This is a genomic window from Paraburkholderia sp. TE9906 (genome assembly GCF_056279605.1).
Window position 1 is genome coordinate 416,410 of sequence record NZ_JBWCCT010000001.1, and the last position, 24,290, is coordinate 440,699.

General features: G+C 63.4%; 21 protein-coding genes. 6 read left to right on the forward strand and 15 right to left on the reverse strand.

The features are described from left to right. Window positions 1-270: 270 nt before the first annotated feature. The 10 genes from ACZ9H4_RS01870 to ACZ9H4_RS01915 all read right to left on the reverse strand — a co-directional run bounded on the left by ACZ9H4_RS01870 (window position 271) and on the right by ACZ9H4_RS01915 (window position 11,523). Window positions 271-546: a hypothetical protein gene (locus tag ACZ9H4_RS01870; RefSeq protein ID WP_408323782.1), complete on the reverse strand. Its 276-nt coding sequence runs from the start codon at window positions 544-546 to the stop codon at window positions 271-273. Beyond that, window positions 546-2,876 carry a DUF6531 domain-containing protein gene (locus ACZ9H4_RS01875; protein ID WP_408323780.1) on the reverse strand — a complete coding sequence of 777 codons (2,331 nt, stop codon included), beginning with the start codon at window positions 2,874-2,876 and terminating at the stop codon, window positions 546-548. Before ACZ9H4_RS01875 ends, ACZ9H4_RS01870 begins: the two co-directional genes overlap by 1 nt. A gap of 144 nt (window positions 2,877-3,020) precedes the next feature. Continuing rightward, a complete protein-coding gene (locus tag ACZ9H4_RS01880; RefSeq protein WP_408323778.1) occupies window positions 3,021-3,596 on the reverse strand; it encodes a hypothetical protein in 576 nt (191 codons plus the stop codon). After that, window positions 3,511-4,527, reverse strand: coding sequence for a hypothetical protein (locus tag ACZ9H4_RS01885; protein WP_408323776.1), 1,017 nt, complete (start codon window positions 4,525-4,527; stop codon window positions 3,511-3,513). The genes ACZ9H4_RS01880 and ACZ9H4_RS01885 overlap by 86 nt, the downstream gene beginning before the upstream one ends. Window positions 4,528-4,798: 271 nt before the next feature. Next, window positions 4,799-6,739 carry a DUF6531 domain-containing protein gene (locus tag ACZ9H4_RS01890; RefSeq protein WP_408323774.1) on the reverse strand — a complete coding sequence of 647 codons (1,941 nt, stop codon included), beginning with the start codon at window positions 6,737-6,739 and terminating at the stop codon, window positions 4,799-4,801. A gap of 469 nt (window positions 6,740-7,208) precedes the next feature. Next, the gene (gene pcaC / locus ACZ9H4_RS01895) at window positions 7,209-7,607 is read right to left on the reverse strand and encodes a 4-carboxymuconolactone decarboxylase (RefSeq protein WP_408323772.1); all 399 of its coding nucleotides are present in this window, start codon (window positions 7,605-7,607) and stop codon (window positions 7,209-7,211) included. Further along, the gene (gene pcaD, locus ACZ9H4_RS01900; RefSeq protein WP_408323770.1) at window positions 7,604-8,395 is read right to left on the reverse strand and encodes a 3-oxoadipate enol-lactonase; all 792 of its coding nucleotides are present in this window, start codon (window positions 8,393-8,395) and stop codon (window positions 7,604-7,606) included. Before pcaD ends, pcaC begins: the two co-directional genes overlap by 4 nt. Window positions 8,396-8,400: 5 nt before the next feature. Further along, window positions 8,401-9,780 (reverse strand): 3-carboxy-cis,cis-muconate cycloisomerase, encoded by a 1,380-nt coding sequence (locus tag ACZ9H4_RS01905; protein ID WP_476118107.1) that lies wholly within the window; start codon window positions 9,778-9,780, stop codon window positions 8,401-8,403. Between the two features lie 361 nt (window positions 9,781-10,141). Further along, the gene (locus ACZ9H4_RS01910; protein WP_408139305.1) at window positions 10,142-10,801 is read right to left on the reverse strand and encodes a 3-oxoacid CoA-transferase subunit B; all 660 of its coding nucleotides are present in this window, start codon (window positions 10,799-10,801) and stop codon (window positions 10,142-10,144) included. A 14-nt stretch (window positions 10,802-10,815) separates the two neighbouring features. Next, a complete protein-coding gene (locus ACZ9H4_RS01915; protein WP_408139307.1) occupies window positions 10,816-11,523 on the reverse strand; it encodes a 3-oxoacid CoA-transferase subunit A in 708 nt (235 codons plus the stop codon). Between the two features lie 443 nt (window positions 11,524-11,966). Between ACZ9H4_RS01915 and ACZ9H4_RS01920 the strand changes: the two genes are divergently transcribed. Next, a complete protein-coding gene (locus ACZ9H4_RS01920; protein WP_408323764.1) occupies window positions 11,967-12,896 on the forward strand; it encodes a LysR family transcriptional regulator in 930 nt (309 codons plus the stop codon). 177 nt (window positions 12,897-13,073) lie between these two features. Beyond that, window positions 13,074-13,706, forward strand: coding sequence for a GTP cyclohydrolase I FolE (gene folE, locus ACZ9H4_RS01925; protein WP_408139309.1), 633 nt, complete (start codon window positions 13,074-13,076; stop codon window positions 13,704-13,706). 39 nt (window positions 13,707-13,745) lie between these two features. On the opposite strand, the gene ACZ9H4_RS01930 is transcribed toward folE, so the two are convergent. Continuing rightward, window positions 13,746-14,651, reverse strand: a complete 906-nt coding sequence (locus ACZ9H4_RS01930) for a DMT family transporter (RefSeq protein WP_408151900.1) — start codon at window positions 14,649-14,651, stop codon at window positions 13,746-13,748. 332 nt (window positions 14,652-14,983) lie between these two features. On the opposite strand from ACZ9H4_RS01930, the gene ACZ9H4_RS01935 reads away from it, so the two are divergent. Next, window positions 14,984-16,015: a VTT domain-containing protein gene (locus ACZ9H4_RS01935; protein ID WP_408139313.1), complete on the forward strand. Its 1,032-nt coding sequence runs from the start codon at window positions 14,984-14,986 to the stop codon at window positions 16,013-16,015. Between the two features lie 69 nt (window positions 16,016-16,084). Here the strand turns inward: ACZ9H4_RS01935 and ACZ9H4_RS01940 are convergent, their stop codons facing one another. Next, window positions 16,085-17,659 carry a sensor domain-containing diguanylate cyclase gene (locus ACZ9H4_RS01940; protein ID WP_476118108.1) on the reverse strand — a complete coding sequence of 525 codons (1,575 nt, stop codon included), beginning with the start codon at window positions 17,657-17,659 and terminating at the stop codon, window positions 16,085-16,087. A 116-nt stretch (window positions 17,660-17,775) separates the two neighbouring features. Further along, complete coding sequence (locus tag ACZ9H4_RS01945; RefSeq protein ID WP_408151897.1) at window positions 17,776-18,657, reverse strand: CHAD domain-containing protein; 882 nt, start codon at window positions 18,655-18,657, stop codon at window positions 17,776-17,778. 245 nt (window positions 18,658-18,902) lie between these two features. Between ACZ9H4_RS01945 and ACZ9H4_RS01950 the strand changes: the two genes are divergently transcribed. Further along, window positions 18,903-19,496, forward strand: coding sequence for a short chain dehydrogenase (locus ACZ9H4_RS01950; protein ID WP_408139319.1), 594 nt, complete (start codon window positions 18,903-18,905; stop codon window positions 19,494-19,496). Window positions 19,497-19,748: 252 nt separating this feature from the next. Then, window positions 19,749-21,335 carry an inorganic phosphate transporter gene (locus ACZ9H4_RS01955; RefSeq protein ID WP_476118109.1) on the forward strand — a complete coding sequence of 529 codons (1,587 nt, stop codon included), beginning with the start codon at window positions 19,749-19,751 and terminating at the stop codon, window positions 21,333-21,335. A 97-nt stretch (window positions 21,336-21,432) separates the two neighbouring features. Here ACZ9H4_RS01955 and ppk2 read toward each other — a convergent pair whose 3' ends face one another. Continuing rightward, on the reverse strand, window positions 21,433-22,359 hold the full coding sequence (gene ppk2, locus ACZ9H4_RS01960; RefSeq protein WP_408139322.1) for a polyphosphate kinase 2: 927 nt from the start codon (window positions 22,357-22,359) through the stop codon (window positions 21,433-21,435). Window positions 22,360-22,568: 209 nt separating this feature from the next. Then, complete coding sequence (locus tag ACZ9H4_RS01965; protein WP_408139324.1) at window positions 22,569-22,967, reverse strand: VOC family protein; 399 nt, start codon at window positions 22,965-22,967, stop codon at window positions 22,569-22,571. A 260-nt stretch (window positions 22,968-23,227) separates the two neighbouring features. Between ACZ9H4_RS01965 and ACZ9H4_RS01970 the strand changes: the two genes are divergently transcribed. After that, the gene (locus tag ACZ9H4_RS01970; RefSeq protein ID WP_476118110.1) at window positions 23,228-24,271 is read left to right on the forward strand and encodes a S1C family serine protease; all 1,044 of its coding nucleotides are present in this window, start codon (window positions 23,228-23,230) and stop codon (window positions 24,269-24,271) included. Window positions 24,272-24,290 lie beyond the last annotated feature (19 nt).

Consider the following 24,290-nt stretch of genomic DNA (forward strand, 5'->3'; position numbering starts at 1 on the left):
GAGCCATCAGTAACCTCTGCAAGATTGATAGTTTTGAAAGGCTTTCTGCCTACACAAGGCCAGGCCGCTTGTCAGATTAAGCATGCAATATCCTGTCAACCTCACCGTTGGAGAAGCTGCGCGATAGCCTGGAATGGGTTTCGCAAATGAAAACGCCCGCGCAGGGCAGGCGTAGAACGAACGTGCATATCAAGTCCACATCCATCCGGAGCGATTACGGTGTAGTTTGGCGCTCACCGAACCCCTCTCCGTGAGCGCAACAACCGGTAGTCATTCTTCTGACGGTCTCTCAATTGGATGTTGAGTCAGCTTCAGATGCTTTTTGACTTCCGGTCGACCTGCTGCAATCAGATTCAGCATTGCAACTCCAAGCTGCCTCGCTATTTCGTCATCAAAACCGAATTCCTCGTCATCAAGAAAAAAAGGCACAGCCATTTTTCCCGCGACCAGCGGGGCTATTAACGCTGAATCGACTGCTTGTATTGATAACTGCCGTGGTTCATCGGAGTACGTCAGAACCACCGTGTAGGGCGGATGATTGACCATTAATATCCCCTGCATTGTTGATATCTGTCGAAGGCGTTGCTTTTACACAGCGCGTAGTTCCTATCTCCTCGGGGCTTCGCCACGAGTCTACAAAAATCCAAATCTGCCTCGTATTGGTCATGACATTGTGATTCGTGCTTCTCCCGCGAACTACACTTCACCATTCCACCGTCACCATTCCCGCTCCCGAAGACATTGCTGTAAAGCATTGACTTCTTGGCCGAGGCGGTCACGTCCGGTACAAGGGTCGGATAAGGAACCTGCGACTGATCACTCAGCATCAGCTCCGTTGTCTCGCCCCACTGCGGAAGTATATCGGTCAGTTCGCTACCAAATAGCTTGCCTGTCAGGTTGGCTTTCCACGCCATGTAGCACTCGACGCAGAGTGCCGGAGGCGAAGCAGTGGGGGCGGACTGTAGCCCGGTCAGGTTAGCGGGCGGCGAAACCGGATCATTACCCAATTCCCAGTTGGTAAGCCATACGTTCAGTTCGGCATCACTGATCGGTTGCCACCATGCGCCATTCGTTGACACCTGTCCAGTGCGCGTCGATACCGCACCGCCCGGACCATACTTGTAATCGACCTGCAACGTGCGGGCGAGACCGCCGTTAATAACTCCTGCCGGTTCACTATAGGTAAATTTCGATACGCGTCCGCGCTCATCGTAAGCAATGCCCGCCTGACCACTATTGCCTGCAATAGTTTGCGCACGACCTTCGTTGCTACGATCCACCGTCCGCATTTGCCAACCCGACACGGCATCCCGCGTCAATGCAATATCGCCCCTTAGGTCATACGTGTAGGTCCAGTCTTCAAGCGTCTTGCCATCCTGGGTGACGGTGGCTGACAGAAGGCGGCCAGCTCCGTCGTAGCTCGCGCCAACGGCGAGCTGGCTGCCTGTTCCGACCGCCTGCATCCCCTGTTCGCCTGTCAGGTCAGTCGTTTGCCGCTCTGCATAACCCGTGACGTTACCGCTTGAGTCATAGACGAACGCGCGGATTTTTCCGGGTGTAGCGACCAGATGAGGACGCAGGGAGCTGCTATCGGCATACTCAACTGTCGTGACCGTTTTGGTGCCGGAGACCGTGGCAAACGCTTTGGTTGGCCGGTTGACGCTGTCCCACGTGTACTGGATGTTTCCGGCGGGCGAGGTCCTCTGCTGCAGATTGCCGGCTGTATCCCACGTGCGCGATACCGTGCCCCCCGGTGTGGCAATCGAACGGGGGCGCAACGTGTCCGCGGCATCAAAGCTGAATGTACTGGTGCCGGACATGTCACTGACTGTCGTCGCGCCGGAACCGTAGCTCAGCGACGTATTCCGGGTGGTGTCGGGATGCGTGACTGAGGCTATGCGACCGCTGGCATCGTAACTCCACGTTGCAATCCGGGATCCAGACTCATCCTTTACGCCTGTCAATGCACTGGGGAAGCGCGCGTCCTCATACAGATATTGACGAACATACGCGATCGGTAGTGTTACCGAAGCAAGATTCCCTGTCGTGTCATACGCATAATGGACGGCATTCCCGCTAGGGGGCACCACAGAAAGGATGTGACCGCTACTGTCGTAAGTCAGGCTGAGCACCGTCCTGTTCTGTGCTGTGCTTGCTGTGCTATCGACCGGCCGCTGGGCAATCTGCGTTATCCGCTGCCCGACGTAAGTAACCTGGCGAAGCATACCCGTGCGTGTTTTCTCGGTATAGAACATACCCGTGGTGTCCGAATAGCTCTCGGTCGTTCCACGTTGCTCATCTCTCAGGTAGTAGAATCCATCACCCGCTTTCGTGAGGGTGAGACCAGGATTTCCTGATACAACCCACGCCCCGCCGCTCAACCTGAACGTCACCGGTTGCCAGAATCCCCGATAAGCGACAATTTGCGGCACACCCGCATTGACGCCCGTCAGATCAATCCGTCGCTGCCAGTTGTTGATCCAGTTGGTCCCCATCAACTTCTGGGTCGTGTCGTAGGGCTTCGACAGATAGACCCGTGTAAAGACGAGTGGCGACGCGTCACCGCTCTGAAAATCGGTTTCGGAAAGCGCGACAATCCCCTTTGCTGGCAGCACAGGATCCGCCACCGGACAGGAGTCATCCGGTGTAGCGTCGTCAGACGGGGTTGTCGGGGTGTTACACCACTGATCAATCTGCGCAAGGTCATTGATGCAGGCGTAATTGCCGAGACCACCTGGCGTGTTGCTGGCCACGGTAAGCTTGCAGCTCGGCGTACCCGGCGTTGCACCGGACTGCGCGTATAGCGAGAAGCAGTCAGTCGCATTTGCTCCGAACGCGAACATGAGAAGCATTAATGCAGCCAGCAGTCGGGTCACACCACCTGCTACCACGACTGTGGTTCCGTCTCTTTTCATAGTTATCCCTAATAGTTGTACTTAGTAATTTTCCAAGTACCTTATAGGGCACGCTCTATAACCCCGGCTATCAGGCAACTCCTAAAATTGCAAATCCCCTGCGGTCTACACCACCCGTCGCCTGTGTACCTGCACCCGTGACGGCGCGTTCACGTCCTCGTCCGCGGCCAGATGCGCGACATGCAGCGCAAGATACTGGAACGCCTCCACGACATGGCTCGTGGGTCCCTTGACTGGCTCGTTTGCATATTCCTGCGCGCCTGCCGTGGACACCACGCGCAGGCGACGGTGCACGTAGCTACGGCCCAGCCCGTCAATGAGCATCGTGCAGGCCGGGTCGATCACGCAGCCGTGACGACGGTTCAGCAGCCGAGCGACGGCCACCTTGCGCAGTGCGAAGCGGTTCGTCGCAGCGGGTAGCGCATTGATCTGGTAACGCTGCAGGAGCTGCACGGGCGTCAGACCCGTACGCGCATCACGCGGGTTCGACGGATCGCACACCGCCAGCAGCGGACAGCTGTGGTAACGCTTCGCGATCACCGGCAGCAGCACGTCCTGGATGAACTGTTCGAACGCCATGTCGGACGCGTAGCCTTCATCCATGACGGTGAGCGTACCGGCAGCGGCCTGAGCGAACACCGCACCGGGATGCAGGCCCGAGGTGTCGATGCCGACCAGCACGTCGGCCGCGCACGGGCGTGGTACGCAGCTTCCCCACATGGGCCGGTGCGGAGAACTCCGGATGCACGAGCTTGCCCAGGGCCGTGGGTGTCCAGCGCATCAACAGGTAGGAGCGGATTTCCGGCCACGTGAAGGTGGCGAGCTGGTTCGCGTAGTAGCCTTCGGGCAGATTGTGCAGGTTCTCCGCTTCGGAACTCAGACGGAAGCGCGGCGGCGCGCCATCGGCTTCCACGCTTTCCTCGTTGTCGCACACGACGGCGGCAGGCTGCAGGAACAGCGCCAGCTCCGGCTCGAAGGTGCGCCCGTCCGGCAGCTCGATCACGGGGAAAGGCTCGCGCTCCACGAACCGCCTGTAGAGCCAGTGCGAGGTGTCGGGCAGGTTGAAGTCCATCACGACGCCGGGTTCCGCGCAGGCCACGCCATGCTTCATCGACGGATAGCGCCCGACGCGCTGCACGGCGATACGCAGGATCGCCTCGGACAGTTCGGTGGCTTCATGCAGCCAGAAGGCCGACACCTCAAGAGACCTCATGTTCTCGATGTCCTTCTCGTCCTCCAGCGCAATGAACAGCAGCTCCAGGCGCACGTGCGTGCCGTCCGGCAGCGGGAACCTGAACAGACCTTCCATCGGCGCGGTGAGCTTCACGTCCCCGAGCGCGGAGGGCATCCAGTCCTGCACGGTTTTCAGCGTCGTGGTCTTGAGCTTCGGGTAGGTGGCACGCGCGATGCCGAGCCGCCAGCGCCGCACGCCGTCGCGACCCGGAGGCTGGCGCATGGCACGCAGGAGACCCCCATCCATGAATGCGCCCACGCTCTTACCGCCGCCCGGAGGACCGGCCACCGCCTTGATGAAGGCGCAGGAATTATGGACAGCGAGGATGGTCGGAGAGGGGCGGTAGTCGAGCGCCGCGCCTGCTGAAACATCAGGCATACTGTGGATTCCTCGAACAATCGGAATGGAGGCGTGTATGGTTAGTGAAGAACGAATTGCTACCCTTAACGAGCTTGCGACCGCGTTGCAGCCACTTTTCCCCGCTGACGCCAAGTTCTCACGTCATCCACAATCCGATTTCAATTTCTGCGTGCAGTCACAGGCCAGGATTTGGCGTTCATGTAACACTCCACGCATATCGGGTGTGCATCTGCCGATAACTCGATGCCGTTGCTTGACTTAGCCAGAGTGGCACCGGGGACAACAGGTGTCACGCCGTTTCATAATTATTCAACCATAGGTCGATTGTGTCGCTACTTATCGCTGTGGCCGCCCCATTGTTCGTCTCCAACGTACCAGTACGCGAAATCACCTTCCCATCTGGCGAGTATCCATATTGGACCTTGAGCGTACGCTTGACGTTGCCGCTTTCAGGTACTGCGTTGGCGAAAATTCTGAAACCGGTAACTCGCCCTCGAACGTCATAAGCAGCGTCCGCGCTAAACTCATTGACGCTTATGCCCGCAATTCGGTGCGCAGCGTCTCGCGCAATGATCACCGGCTGCACCCAGCCTGGAAAACGACTGGATACCGATCGAATATTGCCGCTGTTGTCGAAAATTGTCCCCCATGCTCCGGTCATTGCGTCGTTCCGGTACATCTCAAGATAGGAAAGGTTGTTGCCTACGTAGTACGCGCCGTATGTGGTTTTCTGGCCGTCAGTCGTATGCGCGTCAAAGCCGTTCTCCCCGGTCTGATCATCTGTTGTGAGGTCGCTGATACCGGTGACATTACCTTGCCCGTCATATGCGAACGCACGCATTTTTCCAGGCGAAGCAATCATGTACGGACGCAAGGTGGTCGCGTCCGCATAGCGCATGGATGTGACGGTCGTACCGTTGATACCACTTACGACAAGACGCACCGGTCGGCCCATCTCGTCGTAGGTGTAGCTGGAAGTGCCAACAGGATTTGTCTGTGTCAGCAAATTGCCCGACGCATCCCACGTCACACTGTTGGCTCCTTTGGGGGAGCTTCCGCTCAACGGGCGAAGCCTGTCCGCAAGCCAGGAATAATTCAACGTGTTCGAGCCTGTGCCATCAGTCACCGTAGTGATTCCACTGCTGTAGGACAACTGCACGTTACGCGTAGTGTCGGGATGCGTGACCGTGGTTGCACGACCCATTGCGTCATACATCCATGTCGCGATTCTCTTTCCCGTCTCGTCAATGACCCCAGTGAGTGCTCCGCCAAAACGAGAGTCGTCATAGACATAACGGCGCACATTGCCGTCTGGCCAGGTCACGGATACGAGGTTATTCAGCATGTCGTACGCGTATTTTGTGATTCCTCCGGTCGGGTCGGTCATCTGCGTAACGCGTCGCTTATGGTCATAGGCCAATTGAATGGCTATGTCGCCTGCCGGGTTGTAATCGACCGCATGCTCTGAAATCGCAACCAGCAAACCGACGACTGGGGAAACTGTCGATGGCGTTGTTGCATCGCTATAGGTCAGGGTGAACGTGCGTCCGTTATGTGTATTGACCGAAAGCAATACACCCTGCGGAGAGTATGACTCCGTAGTTTGGGTAGAGAGGTCAACGAGCGTCCAACCCGATCCATCCTGCGTAAGCGCTAGACTGCTAAAGCCGGCCGTGCGCCACGCGCCCGATGTTTTATTGAACGTGATGCGGCTGCCGTCCGCACGGTAGGCAAAGACCTGCGGCATGCTGCTGCCCGCACTCGCCACTCCGAGCTTCAACTGCCAATTATGAAGCCAAAGCGAACCGATGCCGGCGTCGTTGCGGGTCATTGGCTGTGCGTGGTAGGTGCGCCGGAACATCAAAGGTACGTCGTCACCGCTCACAAAATCGGTTTCGGTGAGCGTCATCGCGCCAGTAGCCGGATATACGGGATCGGCTACCGGACAAGTATCTTCAGGCGTTCCATCAGGCGGCGAATTGCACCACTGAGTAATCAGGTCAAGGTTTGCGGTGCATGAATAACTTCCGAGGCCGACCGGGGTGTTGGACGCAGCCGTAAGCCTGCATGACGAAGTACCTTGTACTGCTCCAGATTTCGGATAGAGCGATAGACATGTCGAGTCGCCACCATCCGCGTGGGCTGCATTAGCAAAGAAAAGCAATGCCGACAACACCAGGAACCGATCCAGTCTTCCGAATCGCCACTTTTTTGGTGCGAAGTTCTTCATACTTTCCTTCGGTAGACTTATTAATTTTTTTAATAGTCTGAACCAAGGTGCGTCTTTTACTGCTCAGAAATATCCCCTCAAAACTTGGAAATTTCCGCCAGTAGAAAAATCTTCGCTCGCTTGTGATTCAAGCGTTCGTACATACGATACCGAGATTGGCAGCACTGTCTGCTATTAAGCCTGCTAGGTACAGAAGCGTATCGGCGGACGTGGCCTAACGTCACAAATCGTTGCTGCCTCTATGACTCACGCTTTCATGAAACGACAGTTTGCTTTGTCCATCCTCGCTGTGAGGGCCAAGCGAATGATTGCCGGAGCAATTCCGACCTGCAACGTGTTTTGCGTGAGGGACGCCCCAAATAAAACACCCTACTGCGATACCCGCATGTAGGGTGGTGGGAAGTGTCAATCATCAAACGCGCCGATCGCTGGCGCGCGTTTTTTCATCGCAACATACACGAGAGCAGTCTTACGACTTCACCTCAGCCGCCGCATCATCCTCACGAAACAGCTTATCCGCGAGGTGAAACGCGGAATTAGCCGCCGGCACACCGCAATAGATCGCGGTTTGCAGCAGCACTTCCTTGATCTGCTCACGCGTCACACCGTTGTTCTTCGCGGCGCGCAGGTGCAGCGCGAGTTCTTCGCTGCGATTGAGGGCGACCATCATCGCGATGGTCAGCAGGCTGCGTGTGTGGCGCGGCAAGCCGTCGCGCGTCCAGATTTCACCCCACGCATAACGCGTGATGAGATTCTGGAATTCGTCCGTCAGCTCGGTGCGGTTCGCCAGCGAGCGATCGACGTGCGCGCTGCCCAGCACCGCGCGGCGTACGCCGAGTCCGGCTTCGTAGCGGTCTTCGTCGTTCATTTCGTCTCCGTCAGGAAGTCGAGCACGGTCTTCGTGAAAGCGTCGGCCTTCTCGATGTTCGAGATATGGGAGGCGTCGAGTTCGACATAACGCGCGCCGGGAATCGACTGCGCGAGCTCGCGGCCTTGCGCGGGCGTCGCGGCCAGATCGTGCGTGCCGCTGATCACCAGCGCGGGCACCTTGATGCCGGCGGTTTCAGGACGCAGATCGGTTGCGTCGATCGCGTCGCAATTCGATGCGTAGCCTTCTTTGTCCGTATGCACGAACACGTCGCGGATCATCGCCAGCACGACCGGTTCGCGGTCGAAGTAGTCGGCCGTGAACCAGCGCGGCAACACCGCATCGGCCAGCGCGAGCATGCCTTCGCTGCGAGCCTTCGCGGCGCGCGGCACCCACACTTCCGGCGACCCGATGCGCGCGGCCGTGTTGCAGAGCACGACACGTTCGAAACGGTCGCCGTGACGCGCGGCGAGTGCGACGCCGGTCAGGCCGCCCATCGACAGTCCGCAGAAATTCGCGCGGGCGATCTTCAGTGTATCCATCAGGCCGAGCACGTCGCCGGTCAGTTGATCGATCGTGTACGGACCCTTCGGTGCCTCCGAATGGCCGTGACCGCGTGTGTCGTAACGCAGCACGCGGAAATGTTTGGACAGCGCCGCGACTTGCGGCGTCCACATGGACAGATCGCTGCCGAGCGAATTCGACAACACGATCCACGGCGCGTTGCCGTGACGGTTGCCGTCGATTCGATAATGAAGCTCGGTGCCGTTGACTGCGGCGTAGGGCATGCCGGTTACTCCTTGGAATGGGCGCGCTCAGCGCGCGAGTTGTGAAGTGCCAGCGCGGCGTCCACATAAGCGTGTGCCTGGCCGACGTATTGAGCGGGATCGAGCAACTGCTTCAGGCGCTCGAGCGGCAGATGTTCGGTGACGGCGGCGTCGGCGGCGAGCACCTCGAAGAGCGTCTGCCCGTCGCGGATGGCGGCCTTCGACGCGCGTTCGACCAGATGATGCGCGTCGAGCCGGCCGATGCTGTCGCCGAGCGCGAGCATCACCGCTTCGCCGAGAATCAGGCCGTGCGTGACGTCGAGATTCGCGGCGAGGCGCGCCACGTTCACGTTCAACCCGGCGGCGATCTGTTCGATATTGGCGAGCGCGCCGCCCGCGAGTCGCGCGAGGTCCGGCAGCGCGTCCCACTCGGCCTGCCAGCCGCCGAGCGCGCGCTCGTGCTCCTGGACCATGCCGGCGAACACCGTGGCGACCAGCCCCGGCGCGCGCGTGGCGGCGGTCAGCACGGCCGCGCAGCCGACCGGATTGCGCTTGTGCGGCATTGTCGAGGAACCGCCCTTGCCGGCTGCGGCAGGCTCGGCGAGTTCATCGATTTCGGTTTGCATCTGCAACGAGATGTCGCGCGCGATCTTGCCGAGCGTGCCGATCAGCATGCCGAATGCCGCCGCCGTTTCGGCGATACGGTCTCGCTGCGTGTGCCACGGCAACGTGGGCACGGCAAGGCCGAGCTCCTTCGCGAGCGACTGGGTGACTTGCGGCGCGGCATCGCGCAGACTCGCGAGCGTGCCCGCCGCGCCGCCGAATTGCAGCACCAGCACGCGAGCGCGCAGCGCATCGAGCCGCTCGCGATGGCGCAGCAGCGCATCGAGCCATTGTGCGAATTTCAGGCCGAGCGTGATGGGCAGCGCCTGCTGCAACCAGGTGCGGCCGATCATCGGCGTCGCGCGATGCGCCGCCGCGAGTGTCGCCACGGCGTCGCAGGTGGCTTGCAGGCCGTTGTCGAGCAGATCGAAGGTGTCGCGCAGTTGCAGCACCGTCGCCGTGTCGATGATGTCCTGGCTCGTCGCGCCCCAATGCACGTATTTCGATGCTTCGGCGTCGGCCGCCTTGACGCGCGCGGTGAGTTGTTTGACGAGCGGAATCGCGAGGTTGCCGCCGAGCGCGGCGTCGCGCGCGAGCGCGTCGGCGTCGAGCTGGTCGGCGTGGCAGGCCGCTTCGATCGCGGGTACGGCGGATCGGGGAATCACCTGATGCGCAGCCGATGCGCGCGCGAGCGCCGCTTCCACGTCGAGCATCCGCTGCAGCGTCGCACGCGGCGCCCAGATGTCGTTCATCGGCTGTGTGCCGCAAAGAAGGCCGGTTAGACGGGCGCTGGAGTCGAGCATGATGACGTCGAGAGTCGAGGGAAACGGGAATGAAGGTTGGGCGCGGCTTGCCGAACATGCCGCGACATGCTGCGTTGGACGCAAGCGTCGAGTCGAGGCTCAACGCGACACATACCGCTCAGCGCCGCATGAACCGTAAACAACGTCGCGCGCACAGCGTTGCGGCGTATTGTGCGCCAAACGCGGCCGGCATGTCGTTCAAGTTGGCATGCCGGCGGGGATGAGGCTCTTGATTCATCCCCGTCTGGCGTCGTCCTGAGACGACGTCGTGGGCCGCGCCGCGTCGAGCCTGCGCGTTACCGCCCACTCGCCGTGGTGGCGCGCCGACAGCTTGCGGCGTACAACGCCCACGCGTTTCGCGTCAGGCCGCGCGAGCCGCTTGGGTGCCGTCGATCAGGGGCACGCCGGTCAGCTTGTGCAGCGCATCGAAATCGATGTCCGAGAAGATCTCGCGCACCACGAGGCCCTGCCCGGTGACGTCGATCATCGCGAGGTCGGTGTAGATGCGGTCGACGCAAGCCACACCCGTCACCGGATACGTACACTCGGCGGCGATCTTGCTTTCGCCCTGCTTGGTCAGGTGCTCCATCATCACATAAACCTGCTTCGCGCCGATCGCCAGATCCATCGCGCCGCCGACCGCCGGAATCGCGTCGGGCGCGCCGGTGTGCCAGTTCGCCAGATCGCCCTTGGCCGACACCTGGAACGCGCCGAGCACGCAGAAGTCCAGATGGCCGCCGCGCATCATCGCGAACGAATCCGCGTGATGGAAGTAAGCGCCGCCCGTGAGCAGCGTGACGTGCTGCTTGCCGGCGTTGATCAGTTCGTCGTCTTCCTCGCCTTTGGCCGGCGCGGGGCCCATGCCGAGCAGGCCGTTTTCGCTGTGCAGGAAGATTTCCTTGTCGGCGCCGAGGTGGTTGGCCACCAGCGTCGGCACGCCGATGCCGAGGTTCACGTAAGCGCCTTCGGGGATGTCGAGCGCAACGCGCTTGGCCATTTCATCGCGGGTCAGTTTTTTCATGTCGGGTCTCCGGTTCAGGCGGCAGCGTCGTGAGGATTGGGCATCGGCGCGTGTGCCGCTTGCGGCACTTCAATCACGCGTTGCACGAAAATGCCCGGCGTCACGATGTTTTCCGGGTCGAGCGCGCCGAGCGGCACCACTTGCGACACCTGCACGATCGCGGTTTTCGCCGCGCTCGCCATGATCGGGCCGAAGTTGCGCGCCGTCTTGCGATAAACCAGGTTGCCCCAGCGATCGCCCTTATACGCCTTGATCAGCGCGAAGTCCGCATGCAGCGGCGACTCCAGCACGTAATGCCGGCCGTCGATCAGACGGGTTTCCTTGCCTTCGGCGAGCTTGGTGCCGTAAGCGGTGGGCGTGAAGAAACCGCCGATGCCCGCGCCCGCCGCACGGATGCGTTCCGCGAGGTTGCCTTGCGGCACCAGTTCGAGTTCGATCTCTCCCGCGCGATACAGCGCGTCGAATACGTACGAGTCGGTCTGGCGCGGGAACGAGCAGATGATCTTGCGCACGCGCTTCGCCTTGAGCAGCGCCGCGAGGCCGATGTCGCCGTTGCCCGCATTGTTGTTGACGATGGTGAGGTCGCGCGCGCCCTGCTCGATGAGCGCGTCGATCAGCTCCGACGGCATGCCGGCCGTGCCGAAGCCGCCGATCATGACGGTCGCGCCGTCGTGGACATCGGCGACGGCCGATTGAAGTGACTCGAAAATCTTGTTGATCATGTCGAATTTCCTTTTGGGGCGCTGCGTGCCGCCGAGCTGGCCGCCGTGGAATGGCAGGGCTTGCGGGACGGTCTCCGGGCCAATGCTGGCGGCGGCTCGCCGATAGGGATGCGGGCTGGCGCCTTCGGTTGGTTCACTGCCGATTTGTTCGTTGTATGAACATGGATTCGTTTAGCGAACGCTCAGGCGATTATGGTTGCCCTTCGGGCGGGTTGTCAAGGCAGGGAAATCCCCTTAATCATAGGTTCTTGTCCGCGATATGGGCGGGTTCGCTGTATTCGGCGAACGTGTTCCCTGAGCGAGACGCGTGCCGCCGCTCGCCCCTCGGCGCGGAGGTAAAAGTAAAATCGCACTATCCGCAAAGTCGATTTTTCAACTACCCTTTATGCCAACGGCAGATAGCCACCCGCCAGCCCCCTCCGCACCGCCAGCCAAATAAAAGCATGTCCGAGACACATCTGGATCTGAACCTGATCCCTTATCTGGTCGCAATGGAAGACGCCCGCAACGTGAGCCGCGCCGCCGAGCAGCTCGGCGTCAGCCAGCCGCGCGTGAGCACCGCGCTGGGCCGCCTGCGCGAATACTTCGACGACCCGCTGTTCGTGCGCACGTCCAAAGGCATGGAGCCCACGCCGCGCGCGCTCGCGATCCTGCCTGCCGCGCGCGACGCGCTGCTGCGCATCGAGAAGGGCATGCTCGACGTGCAGGAGTTCGACCCCGCCACCAGCACCCATACCTTTTCGATCGCGCTGTCCGACGTCGGCGAAATCGTCTTCCTGCCGCGGCTTCTGCAACTCTTCGCCGAACGCGCGCCGTCCGCGAATCTGCGCTCGGTAACGCTGTCGCCCTCGCAGGTGGAGCGCGGGCTCGAATCGGGCGACGTCGATCTCGCGGTCGGCTATTTCCCGGACCTGGCGGGCAATAATTTCTTTCAGCAGCGGCTCTTCACCCACCGGTTCATCTGCCTGATGCGCTCGGGTCATCCGCTTTCGAAAGCGCCGCTCACGCTTGCCCAATACGTGGCGTCGGGCCATGCGGTCGTGCGCGCCGAGGGCCGCAGCCAGGAAGTCCTCGAACAGTACCTGGAGAAGAAGCGCATCAAGCGCCGCGCGGTGCTGGAAACGCCGCACTTCATGAGCCTGCCGTTCATCCTCGCGCGCAGCGATCTGATCGCGACTGTGCCGCACGCGATCGGCTTCGCGTATGTGACCGAGCATGCGTCGATCACGCTGGTCGAGCCGCCGCTGCCGTTGCCGCGCTTCGATCTGCGCCAGCACTGGCATCGCAAGTTTCATAACGATCCGCGCTTGAGCTGGCTGCGCGGCGTGGTCGCCGAACTCTTCAACGACGCGATGGACGAGTGGCCGAAGTAAAGCGCGCCCGCAGCAGCCCTGCTTCGGGCTGCTTCGCGCCAACGGCGGCCGCCGCCGGCGCGCCCCGACAGCTAAAGGGGACATCGGCACGATTGAACGCAAAACATGGAACAATGGCCGCACTCATTGACCCCGCGCGCCCGTGAGCGTCGACGCGCGATCCCGGAGGAACAACGCATGACCAGCAGCAAGGCAAACCAAACCAAATCCGCAGTGGAACGCCCGAGCCGCGACGAAGCCGAAGCCGCGGTGCGCGTGCTGTTGCGCTGGGCCGGCGACGATCCGCAACGCGAAGGCCTGCTCGACACCCCGGCGCGCGTGGTGCGCTCCTACGAGGAGTTCTACGCGGGCTACCAGGTCGACCCGCGCGAGATCCTTGCCCGCACTTTTTCCGAAGTGGACGGCTACGACGAAATGATCGTGCTGAAGGACATCCGCTTCGAAAGCTATTGCGAACACCACATGGTGCCGATCATCGGGCGCGCGCACGTCGCGTATCTGCCGCAGCATCGGGTGGTCGGCATCTCGAAGCTGGCGCGTCTCGTCGACGCGTTCGCGAAACGGCTGCAGATCCAGGAAAAGATGACAGTGCAGATCGCCGATACGTTGAACGAAGTACTGCAACCGGCCGGCGTCGGCGTGATCCTCGAAGCCGCGCATCAGTGCATGTCGACGCGCGGCGTGCACAAGGCCGGCGTCACGATGGTCACCTCGCGCATGCTCGGCACGTTTCGCTCGGACCCGTCGACGCGGCGCGAATTTCTGTCGATCGTCGGCAATCCGGGCGCGGTGGCAATCGCCAATACCTGAGCGCGGCGGCGTAGTCGCAACGGCCGAACGCGCGGCCGCTCACGCCGTGCCGCGCGGCATGCGCCTGCGGCCGAACGTGGCGAGCAGCACCGCGCCCAGCACGCACGCGACGCCCACGAGTTGCGCCACACGCACCGGCTCGCGCAGCACGAGCGCGGCAAACGCCACAGCGCTCACCGGCACGAGCGCGGTCGTCAGTCCGGCTTCCGCGCCGCTGATGCGCGCGGCGCCCGCATACCAGAGCAAGAAGCCCAGCACGGTCGGCACGAGCGCGTAATACAGCACGCCGCGCAACGCGGGCGCATCGACGGGCACACGCCACGGCGTTTCGAAGCAGGCCGGCACCAGCGCCACCGCGAGGCCGATCCCGCACATCAGCGCCGACAGCGGCAGCGGCGCGACCGGCGTGCGCAGCTTGCGATTGAGCAGGATAAACAGCGCCTCGCAGACCACCGCCGCGAACACCAGCGCGTTGCCTGTCAGTGAGCCGCCCGTGTGCGGCGCGGCGACCTCGCCGCCAGGCACGGTACACACCAGCACACCCGCGCTCGCGAGCACGATCGCGCCGAGCAGCGCGGGCGCGGGCCGCTCGCCGAGCGCGAGCATCGCGACGCCCGCCGATACGGCGGGCAAGGTGCCGGCGATCACACCGGCATCGGCGGCCGACGCGAGCCTCATCCCGCTGATGAGCAACACCGTATAGCCGACGCTGCCCGCGCCGGCCTGCGCGATCACGAGCAAGGTATCGCGCCGGTCGAGGCGCGGCCAGCGCACGCCGCGCCAGCGCATGATCAGCACGAACAGCGGAAATGCAATCGCGAAGCGCAGCGCGGTTGCGCTGAACGGCGGCAGTCCAGCCGCGATCGCCTTGCTGACCGCCACCGTGCTGCCGACGCCGAGCATCGCCAGCGCGCAAAACAGGTATCCCGCGTAGCGCGAGTTCATAGTGTTGTCCTGTCGGTTGAGAAGGTCGAGACGAGTCCAGATTAGGTGGCCTGGCGCCCACGGTCTTGAACGAAATTGCAGCGCCGCCCTGGGCTAACGGGCCGGCATGCGCCCGCAGCATCGCGTTCGAACGATGGCGGCAAGCTCGCTCTCCCCGCGCGCCGGCCTGCACAGAGCCTGGCTGGGCGGAATTGCCGGGCCGCCGCCAACGGCATCCCGCCGCGCGATCCATCGGGTATCCTCATCAGGGGACGCTTCGGGAACGTACTTTGCATCTACGCTACGCAGTCCTCGCAGCACGCCGGCCAACCGCACTAACAGGAGCGCCTCAATTGGTAGCATTTCCGTCTTCGGCGGTTTCAACCTGGGGCGGCGCAGTCGTATTCCTCAATGTCCTGCTGACGCGCCTCGGCGTGCCGATTCCGGCGGTTCCCGTGCTGCTGTTCGCGGGTTCGGCAATCGCTGCCGGTACCCTGTCCTTCTGGCCGATTCTCGGCGCGGCGGTGCTGGGCGCAGTGCTCGGCGACGGTGCCTGGTTCACCGCCGGCCGGCTCTATGGCCGCAAGCTGCTCGCCCTGCTTGGGCGTCTGTCGCCTGCGGTCGATTTCAGAGTCGAGACCGCGCGCTCGCTGTTCGAGCGCTTCGGCGTCCCGCTCGTGTCGATCTCGAAGTTCGTCCCCGGGCTCGGCTTCATCACGCCGCCGCTGATGGGCACGACCGCCGTCGACATTCGCATTTACGCGGTCTGGGATCTGGCCAGCGCGCTCGCCTGGGCGACTTTCTGGCTGCTCGGCGGCGCCGCCGCGCAGCGGGAACTGCACATGCTGCACGACTTCGTCGAATCACGCGGCGGGACGATCGCCGACATCCTCGTGGGCGCGGCGCTGATTTTTCTGCTCTACCGTCTGTATCAGCGACGCCGCGAACGGCGCCGGCTCGCAGACGCCGCATCGGCACACCACGCCGCCGGAGGGTGGCGTCGCATCGCGCCGTCGCGCGTGCTCGACGCGCGCCCGGACACCCCCGCGTTCGAGCCGCGCCGCATCCCCGGCGCGCTGGCGCTCGACCCCCACTCCCCCGAGCAGATCGACGGCGCACTGCGCGCGCATGACATGGTGATTTACTGCATCTGCCCGGATAGCGCGACCGCCGTCGAGGTCACGCAGCATATGCGCAGCAACGGCTATACGCGGATTCGCGCGCTGCGCGGCGGGCTCGATGCGTGGGAGCGGCGCGGCTTTCCCGTCGAGCCGCTCACGCCGGCTGACGAACCGGGTATCGGCAAACGAGCGCCGCCGCGCGGGGACGCACGTGGTGCGATCACGCTGCGCGGGTTTGCGCCGCGCAGCACTGCGGGGACGTGAAGGTCATGCAACGGTAGGCGCGGCCTCCCGCCTCCCGCCTCCCGCCACGAATGCCAGGCCAGGCCAACCTCACGCCGACGAGTCCTGCGCCATCGAAGGCGCCATCCCCTGTGCCGAACTGACGCGGTTGCGCCCGCCCGCTTTGGCCGCGTAAAGCTGCCGGTCGGCGGCGGCCAGCAGATCGAGTGCGCTCTCGCCCGCCGTCGGCACGCAGGTCGCGCAGCCGACGCTCACGGTCACCGTCACCCCTTCGCCGTGGCTTTGCACCACATGCAGGCCCTGCACCTTGCGGCGGATTTTCTCGGCGACACTCAGCGCGCCCTCGGCCGACGTCTGCGGCAACACCACCGCGAACTCCTCGCCGCCGTAGCGCGCCACCACGTCGACCGAACGCCGCACCGCCGCCGAGATGCACTCGGCCACCGTGGTCAACGCTTCGTCGCCACTTGCGTGACCGTACGCGTCATTGAAGTGCTTGAAGTGATCGATGTCGATGAACAGCACCGACAACGGCTGCCCGCTGCGCCGCGCGCGCCGCCACTCTTCGTCGAGCCGGTTGTCGAGCACGCGGCGATTGCCGAGGCCGGTCAGCGGATCGGTCGCCGCGAGGCGCATCAGCGCGGCCTGCGCACGCAGCTTGTCGCGCAACGCGAACGCCAGCAGCCACGAGACCATCACGAAGACCGCGCCGAATGCCAGCGTCAGCGCGCCGGCGATACGGCTGCGATGCCACCACAGTTCGAGCATTTCATCGACGGCGGGTGCCACCGCCGCGATCAGCGGCGTACCCGGCACGCGAGCGTAGGTGTACATGCGGCGCACACCGTCCATCGCCGACACCGCCTCGTACGTGCCGGCATCGTGCGCGGACATCCGTTCGAACGTCGGCCACTTCGCTATGCTCGAGCCGATATCACGCGCGGAAAACGGCTTGCGCGCGAGCAAGGTGCCGTCGTCCATCACGACGAACACCGAGCCCTGTTTGCCGGTATCGATGCGGTCCAGCAGATGCTGGAAATACTCGATGCGAATAGCCAGCAGCGCGACGCCGGCGAATGCGCCGTCGGCGCCGTCGATGCGCCGCGTGAGACCGATCGACAGTTTCCCGTCGCGCAGCCGCGAATGGAACGGGTGCGAGAAATACAGGCCGACGCTCGGGTTGCGCTGATGCGCCTGGAAATAGTCGCGATCGGCGAGGCGGACGGTGGCATTGACCTCGTCTTTCTGTGACGCGAGTATCTCGCCGTTGCGGCCGACCAGATAGGCGCCGCCGAGATAGGCCGCGGTGGTCGCGCGGTCGAACAGCACCTCGCGGCGCACCTCCGGGGGAAGCGCCAGCGCGGCCTCGTCGCGAGCGCCGTCCACCATCGACTGCAGCGACAAATCGTCGATTTCGACATTGCGTTCGAGGTCGCTGGAAATGATCGAAACGAGGTTCTGCGACGTTTGCCGCGCATGGTCGAGCGCATCGGCGCGGCCCATGCCGAGCGTGAGCAGCGTCAAGCCCGCCATCGCCACCGCGACCAGCGTGCCGGTCATCCCGACGACCAGCGGATGGTTGCCCACATACCGCATCACGCCGGCTCCGGCCGCGCGCAGTCTCTTGCGCAGCCGACCACGCAGCGAAAGCGTTTGACGTGCCACGTACGCAGCGCCTCCTTGACAAGTGATCCGCACGGCCTGGCGGGTGCGGGTGCACTGCCCATATCGTTTATTCAAGTTGCAAGGCACGTGCCGACGTCGCCCCGCTCTTCAGTCCTTCATCGTTTGCGCAGCAAGGCCGCCGCCGCGCGCATGCGGCGTTTGCGCTCCTGTCCGAGCCAATTCAGCACCGCTTCAGTATCGCCGGACCCGCCGAGCGACGCGGCATACTCTCGCAGCAGCCCCTCGCTTGCGACGACATCGTTCAGCGCACCGAAGCGTTTCTGAATCCGCTTCACACGCCTGGCGGTGCTTTTACAGCTGCCCTTCAGAACCGGTTCGAAAAAATCGAGCAGATAGCGCAGCTTCTTGCCCGCCTTCCTCACGTCGTGGTACGCGGTGTAATCGGAGCGCCTCGCACGGTTCGCGCGTTTCATGCGCTTCTTCAACGAGCGCTTCGCCGCGTCCACGCGCCGAGTGACGAATTTGCGCAACGGCATGCGCTCGTGCGCGGTGTTCAATTCTCTGGACGCACCGGCCAGCGCTTCGCGCAGCAGATGTTTGACGTCGGCGTTCGACAGCGTTTCGCGGCTGACCGCCAATGCGCTGCCGCGCGCTTCCTGGAGGCTGGGCATGAGGCCGTGTGCGCCACTGTCCTCCTGCGCCAGCAATTCGATCAGGATGTCCCAGTCGCGCGTCTTGCCGGCCGCCGTCGCGAGATATTTGAACAGCGCCCGCTGGTGGATGTTCTCGTCCTTCCCGAGCAAAGGCGCGAAGGCCCACCACAACGAGCGCAAGCGCCGCAGCGAGACGCGCAGTTTGTGCAGCGCTTCGGGCGACGCGTCTTCGCGCACCGCGCTCGCGAATTCGAGCGCATCAGCGACGAGCGGGGCCGCATACGAGGCGAAGGCCGCTTGCGCCGAGGGTGCCGTGCTGGCTGGATTGCCGGGCGGATCGCCGGTGGCGGATCGTTTGTCCATCTTCCCGCTGTCTCGCTTCATCGATGCTCCTTGAATCGGCTTTACTGGGGACGCCACTGTCAGCGTAGCAAAAATAGTTCCCTGGCGGCATCCGGAATTTTCTCTGCAAAGCCTGCGGCGGGAAAGCCGCGTGACGCGTTGCCGCTCGCCGCAGAGACCTTTTTCGCAATCGATGGCGTGCCGGGACCTGAGCCACTATGCTGAATATGCGGGTCCGTCATCCCTGCCTTACAGTGAGCGGACGCGTTTCCCCGTCAGGAGGATGTATGCGAGTACTTATCGTCGGTGCAACGGGTCTGCTCGGCGGCGAAGTCGTGAAGCTGCTTTCGCCCGAGCACGACATCGTCACCGCCAGCCGCAAGGGTTCCGATCTGCATGTGGATCTGTCGGACAAGGCAACGATCGAGTCGATGTACCGCCAGGCCGGCACGCTCGACGCCGTGATCTGCACGGCGGGCTCGGCGAAATTCGCGCCGTTCGCGTCGCTCTCCGACGACGACTTCTCGTTTAGTCTTGCCAACAAACTGATGGGGCAGATCAACCTGGTGCGTTGTGGCGCGGCCCACGTGTCGCAAGGGGGCTGCTTCACGCTGACGAGCGGGGTGCTCGCGCAACAGCCGATGGAAGGCAGCGCGGCGGTAAGCGTCGTCAATGCGGGTGTGGAAGCCTTCGTGCGTGCCGCGGCACTCGAATTGCGCGGCAAGGCTCGCGTCAATGCGGTGAGCCCGGGATGGGTCGCCGAAACGCTGGAGTCGATGGGCCGCGATCCGTCGCAAGGCGTGCCGGCCGCGATGGTCGCGCAAGCGTACAAACGCACGCTGGGGGGCAGTGAGAGCGGGGAAGTGATCGCGGCTTCGTAGCCGCGTTGTGCGCTCGCTTGATAACCGCTCCTGGCCGCTGCTTCGCAAAAGCTGAAATCCGGTAGCGCTTTTCGGCTATCCAACCACTGTTATCCGCCATCCGGCAAGCGTTCAACCGATACGGCGCGCCGCCAGAACCCGCGCCATTCCCCGCGCTGACGTCTCGCGCCGCGCGCTCACGCCCCTGTCATCATTGCGACACACCGCCCCCGCAGCATCGGAAGTTCCGCGACAAACTTCAGGGCTTACGTCATGCCGGAACTTTCGTATCCGCAGCCAGCCGCTGCAAGCGGTAAAGGGCGCAATCTCAGCCTGTTCATCTTCCTCGCCGTCATCGCGGTCGGCGCCGTCTACTGCGCCATACATTTACTGGACGATTTGCAGCCGGTCCGCGAAAGCTCGTTTCTTCCCTACCTGCTGCTCGGCGTCGCGCTGCTGATCGCGCTCGGCTTCGAATTCGTCAACGGCTTCCATGACACCGCCAACGCGGTCGCCACCGTCATCTACACGCACTCGCTGACGCCGAATCTCGCGGTCGTGTGGTCCGGCGCGTGGAATTTCCTCGGCGTGCTGACGTCGAGCGGCGCGGTCGCCTTCGGCATCCTGCAGTTGCTGCCGGTCGAACTGATTCTGCAGGTGGGCAGCAGCGCCGGTTTCGCGATGGTGTTCGCGCTGCTGATCGCCGCGATCATCTGGAATCTCGGCACCTGGTACTTCGGACTGCCGTCGTCGAGCTCGCATACGCTGATCGGCTCGATCATCGGCGTAGGGTTGATGAACCAGCTGATGCACGGCACCGACGGGACGAGCGGGGTCGACTGGACTCAGGCGCTCGGCGTCGGCAAGTCCTTGCTGTTTTCGCCGCTGGTGGGCTTTCTTGCGGCCGGTTTGCTGCTGCTGATCCTGAAAGCCGTGGTGCGCGTGCCCGCGCTCTATGCCGAACCGAAAGGCAAGGAACCGCCGCCGTTCTGGATTCGCTGCCTGCTGATTCTGACCTGTACGGGCGTGTCGTTCGCGCACGGCTCGAACGACGGCCAGAAAGGCATGGGCCTCATCATGCTGATCCTGATCGGCACGGTGCCGACCGCTTATGCGCTGAACAAGGCGGTCACGCCCGCCGAAACGCAAACCTTCGTCGCGGTCGCGCAGCAAACTGCGGCGACCCTCGCCCACTACACGCAGGGCGCCGCGCCTTCCACGAATCCGCGCGCCGATGTCGAAGCGTTCGTGCGCACGCGCCAGCTGACGCCCGCCACGCTGCCGGCGTTGCAGCAATTGACCGAACAGATCGGCTCCCAGGTCGGCGCGTCGGGTTCGATGGCCGCCGTGCCGCAAGGCAGCGTCGATAACGTGCGCAACAACATGTATGTCGCGTCCGAAGCGATCCGTCTGATGCTGAAAGCGCAACAGCCGGCTTTCGCGCCGGAGCACGCCAAAATCATCGGCAACTTCAAGACACAAACCGATCACGCGACCAAGTTCATCCCGACGTGGGTCAAGGTCGCGGTGGCCATCGCGCTGGGGCTGGGCACGATGGTCGGCTGGAAACGCATCGTCGTCACGGTCGGCGAAAAGATCGGCAAGCAGCATCTGACGTATGGACAGGGCGCCTCGGCCGAACTGGTCGCGATGGTCACGATCGGCGCCGCCGACATGTACGGCATGCCGGTCTCCACGACGCACGTGCTGTCCTCAGGCGTGGCGGGCACGATGGCCGCTAACGGCTCAGGCCTGCAATGGGCCACCGTGCGCAGCCTGATCCTCGCGTGGGTGCTGACGCTGCCGGTGTCGATCGCCCTGGCGGCGGGCTTGTACTGGGTGTTCCGGGCGGTGTTCTAGATTCGCCGAGCCGGGTGGCCAGTCTCGCGGCTGGCCGCCCGGAACGAAAAAAGCGCGGCCCAGCCGCGCTTTTTTCATTGAACCGGAGAGGGTCCGCTCAATACACCTCGGGCACGATCATCGATTCGGGCACGGGCTGACGGCTGTACTCGTCGTGATAAACGCGCGCCGGCAATTCGATGCCCGGATGCTCGATCTCGTGATACGGCACCTGGCTCAACAGATGTTGAATACAGTTCAGCCGCGCACGCTTCTTGTCGACGGCCTGCACGACCCACCACGGCGCCTCGGGAATATGCGAGCGCTGCAGCATCACCTCTTTCGCCTGCGTATAGGCTTCCCAGCGGCGCCGGCTCTCCAGATCCATCGGGCTCAGCTTCCACTGCTTCAGCGGATCGTGAATGCGGTTCTGAAAGCGGATTTCCTGCTCTTCGTCGGTAATCGAAAACCAGTACTTGAGAATCTGCACGCCGCTGCGCGCCAGCATCTTTTCGAATTCCGGCACCGAGCGGAAAAACTCTTCGTACTCTTCGTCGCTGCAAAAATTCATCACGCGTTCGACGCCCGCGCGGTTGTACCAGCTACGGTCGAACAGCACCATTTCGCCGCCCGCCGGCAGATGCGACACGTAGCGCTGGAAGTACCACTGCGTGCGCTCGCGATTGTTCGGCGCGGGCAGCGCCGCCACGCGGCACACACGCGGATTGAGCCGCTGCGTGATGCGCTTGATCGCGCCGCCCTTGCCCGCCGCGTCGCGTCCTTCGAAAATGACCACGAGCCGATGACCGGTTTGCACGATCCAGTCCTGCAGTTTGACCAGTTCGCCCTGCAGGCGGAACAGCTCGCGGAAGTACATCTTGCGCGCTTCGCGATGCTCGGGCGTGAAGCCGTCCGCCCCGTCGATGATGCGGTCGTCGACCTCCATCTCGAGTTCCTCGTCGTACGCATCGATGAGATCTTCCTCGAAACGGCGTTGCCGCTCTGCCAGCCATTCGGCTTCAGGTCTCGGGTCCTGCTCTTTCATTGCGGCTCTCCTGGCAACAGAAATGGTTAGGCGCGCGGCGGCACTCGCGACGCGGACGCGTTCGATTATCGAAGCGCCAGGTGTCAGCCGTGTTACCGCTGCGGCCATCCGGACGGCTGCGCGGCGGCGGGCGCGTGCGCTGCACGCGTGCGATCGGCACGCGTCATGGATAGTGACGATGATAGCGAGTTTCGCGCGCGCACCCGGCGCTAACGCAGGGGCCGCGCGAAGCTGAGCTCGTGGCCGTCCGGATCGGTGAGATGGAAATAGCGCTCGCCCCACGGCGCGTCGGATGGTTCGAGCGACGGCCTCAGGCCTGCGGCCAGTGCCTTGCGGTAAAGCGCATCGACGTCGGAGACGTAGAAGATCACGCGTCCCCACCAGTTGACCGGCGCGCGCGTATCGACGATCAGGTTCAGGTACGCGCCGCCGAACGCGAAAGATGTAAACGCCTCCTGCGGACCGCCGTATTTCATCGGGAAACCGAGCGCTTCATAGAACGCTACGGCACGCGGCATATCGCCGGTGGCGAGCGTGATGGCGCTGAGCGATTCGATGCGCGGTTCTGTCGGCGCGTCGGACGAGGATGAGGGTGTGGATGCGGGCATACGTGTCTCCTTCTCGGCGTAGTCGGAACGCGGGCGGCGGCTGATGACGCGGCGCCGGTGGGCGGTGGCGCCGGCAGCATCGACGGCAGCCGCCACGTTGATCACGTCGGCTCGCCACGCGCGTCGTCCGCCGCATCGCTCACCCCACCCACGCACGAGGGAAGTGTCTCACAGCGGGCCGACCACCCCGCCCCCGCGCGCGCCCTTGAAAACCCCAATCGCGCCCTGCATGTGCGATTCCGTTTATCCGGAGCATCGCCATGGGAAGCCGTCCACGCTTCATCGATGACCTGTCGCGCGCCGCATCCGACGCCCCCGGGCCCCACTCGCTCAACCCCTTATCCGACGACGCCCTGCTCGACGCCTATTCCCGCACCGTGATCGCTGCCCTGGAACGCGTCCAGCAGGCGGTCGCCTTCATCTCCGTCGAACGCCGGCTGCCCGGCGAGCCGTCCGGGCGCGGCCGAGGCGCGCGCGGCGGCACCGGCTCGGGTTTTCTGTTCACGCCCGACGGCTATCTGCTCACCAACAGCCACGTCGTCCACGGCGCCACACATATTCGGGTGACGCTCGCCGACGGTGCGAAGTTCGACGCCGATCTGGTCGGCGACGACCCCGGCAGCGATCTGGCCGTGCTGCGGATCGGCTCGCCGGAGCCGCTGCCGCACGTCGAACTCGGTGAATCGTCGAAGCTGCGCGTCGGGCAGATAGCGATCGCCGTCGGCAATCCGCTCGGCCTCGCGCAAACGGTGACGACCGGCGTGGTGTCGGCGCTCGGCCGCTCGCTGCGCTCGAACTCCGGCCGCATGATCTACGACGTGATCCAGACCGACGCCGCGCTCAATCCCGGTAACTCAGGCGGTCCGCTGATCAATTCGACGGGCCAGGTGATCGGCGTGAATACCGCGATCATCCCCGGCGCGCAGGCGATCTGCTTCGCGACCGCTATCGATACGGCCAAGTGGGTGATCATGCAGATCTTCGCGCACGGCCGCGTGCGGCGCGCGTATGTCGGGGTGGCGGGCACCACGACGCCGCTGTCGCGGCGCGTGCAGCGGTATTTCGGCTTGAATTCGGAGAGCGGCGTGCACGTGATGGAGATCGTCAAAGGCAGCCCGGCCGCGCTCGGCGGTCTGCGCACCGACGATACGATCGTCGCGATCGATGGGCTGAGCGTGCAGGATGTGGATGGCCTGCAACGCACGCTCGACGCTTCGCGGATCGACAAGCCGGTCGGCGTGACCGTGCTGCGCGGTGCGCAGCGGCTCGAACTGACGTTGACGCCGGTCGAGCAGGTGAGTTGAGGAAAGCGGCCGCCGCCAA

Coding starts and splice junctions, on each gene's coding strand:
- ACZ9H4_RS01870 (WP_408323782.1), bottom strand. CDS start 546: ATGGTCAATCATCCGCCCTACACGGTGGTTCTGACGTACTCCGATGAA.
- ACZ9H4_RS01885 (WP_408323776.1), bottom strand. CDS start 4,527: ATGCCTGATGTTTCAGCAGGCGCGGCGCTCGACTACCGCCCCTCTCCG.
- ACZ9H4_RS01890 (WP_408323774.1), bottom strand. CDS start 6,739: ATGAAGAACTTCGCACCAAAAAAGTGGCGATTCGGAAGACTGGATCGG.
- pcaC (WP_408323772.1), bottom strand. CDS start 7,607: ATGAACGACGAAGACCGCTACGAAGCCGGACTCGGCGTACGCCGCGCG.
- pcaD (WP_408323770.1), bottom strand. CDS start 8,395: ATGCCCTACGCCGCAGTCAACGGCACCGAGCTTCATTATCGAATCGAC.
- ACZ9H4_RS01905 (WP_476118107.1), bottom strand. CDS start 9,780: ATGCTCGACTCCAGCGCCCGTCTAACCGGCCTTCTTTGCGGCACACAG.
- ACZ9H4_RS01910 (WP_408139305.1), bottom strand. CDS start 10,801: ATGAAAAAACTGACCCGCGATGAAATGGCCAAGCGCGTTGCGCTCGAC.
- ACZ9H4_RS01915 (WP_408139307.1), bottom strand. CDS start 11,523: ATGATCAACAAGATTTTCGAGTCACTTCAATCGGCCGTCGCCGATGTC.
- ACZ9H4_RS01920 (WP_408323764.1), top strand. CDS start 11,967: ATGTCCGAGACACATCTGGATCTGAACCTGATCCCTTATCTGGTCGCA.
- folE (WP_408139309.1), top strand. CDS start 13,074: ATGACCAGCAGCAAGGCAAACCAAACCAAATCCGCAGTGGAACGCCCG.
- ACZ9H4_RS01930 (WP_408151900.1), bottom strand. CDS start 14,651: ATGAACTCGCGCTACGCGGGATACCTGTTTTGCGCGCTGGCGATGCTC.
- ACZ9H4_RS01945 (WP_408151897.1), bottom strand. CDS start 18,657: ATGAAGCGAGACAGCGGGAAGATGGACAAACGATCCGCCACCGGCGAT.
- ACZ9H4_RS01950 (WP_408139319.1), top strand. CDS start 18,903: ATGCGAGTACTTATCGTCGGTGCAACGGGTCTGCTCGGCGGCGAAGTC.
- ACZ9H4_RS01955 (WP_476118109.1), top strand. CDS start 19,749: ATGCCGGAACTTTCGTATCCGCAGCCAGCCGCTGCAAGCGGTAAAGGG.
- ppk2 (WP_408139322.1), bottom strand. CDS start 22,359: ATGAAAGAGCAGGACCCGAGACCTGAAGCCGAATGGCTGGCAGAGCGG.
- ACZ9H4_RS01965 (WP_408139324.1), bottom strand. CDS start 22,967: ATGCCCGCATCCACACCCTCATCCTCGTCCGACGCGCCGACAGAACCG.
- ACZ9H4_RS01970 (WP_476118110.1), top strand. CDS start 23,228: ATGGGAAGCCGTCCACGCTTCATCGATGACCTGTCGCGCGCCGCATCC.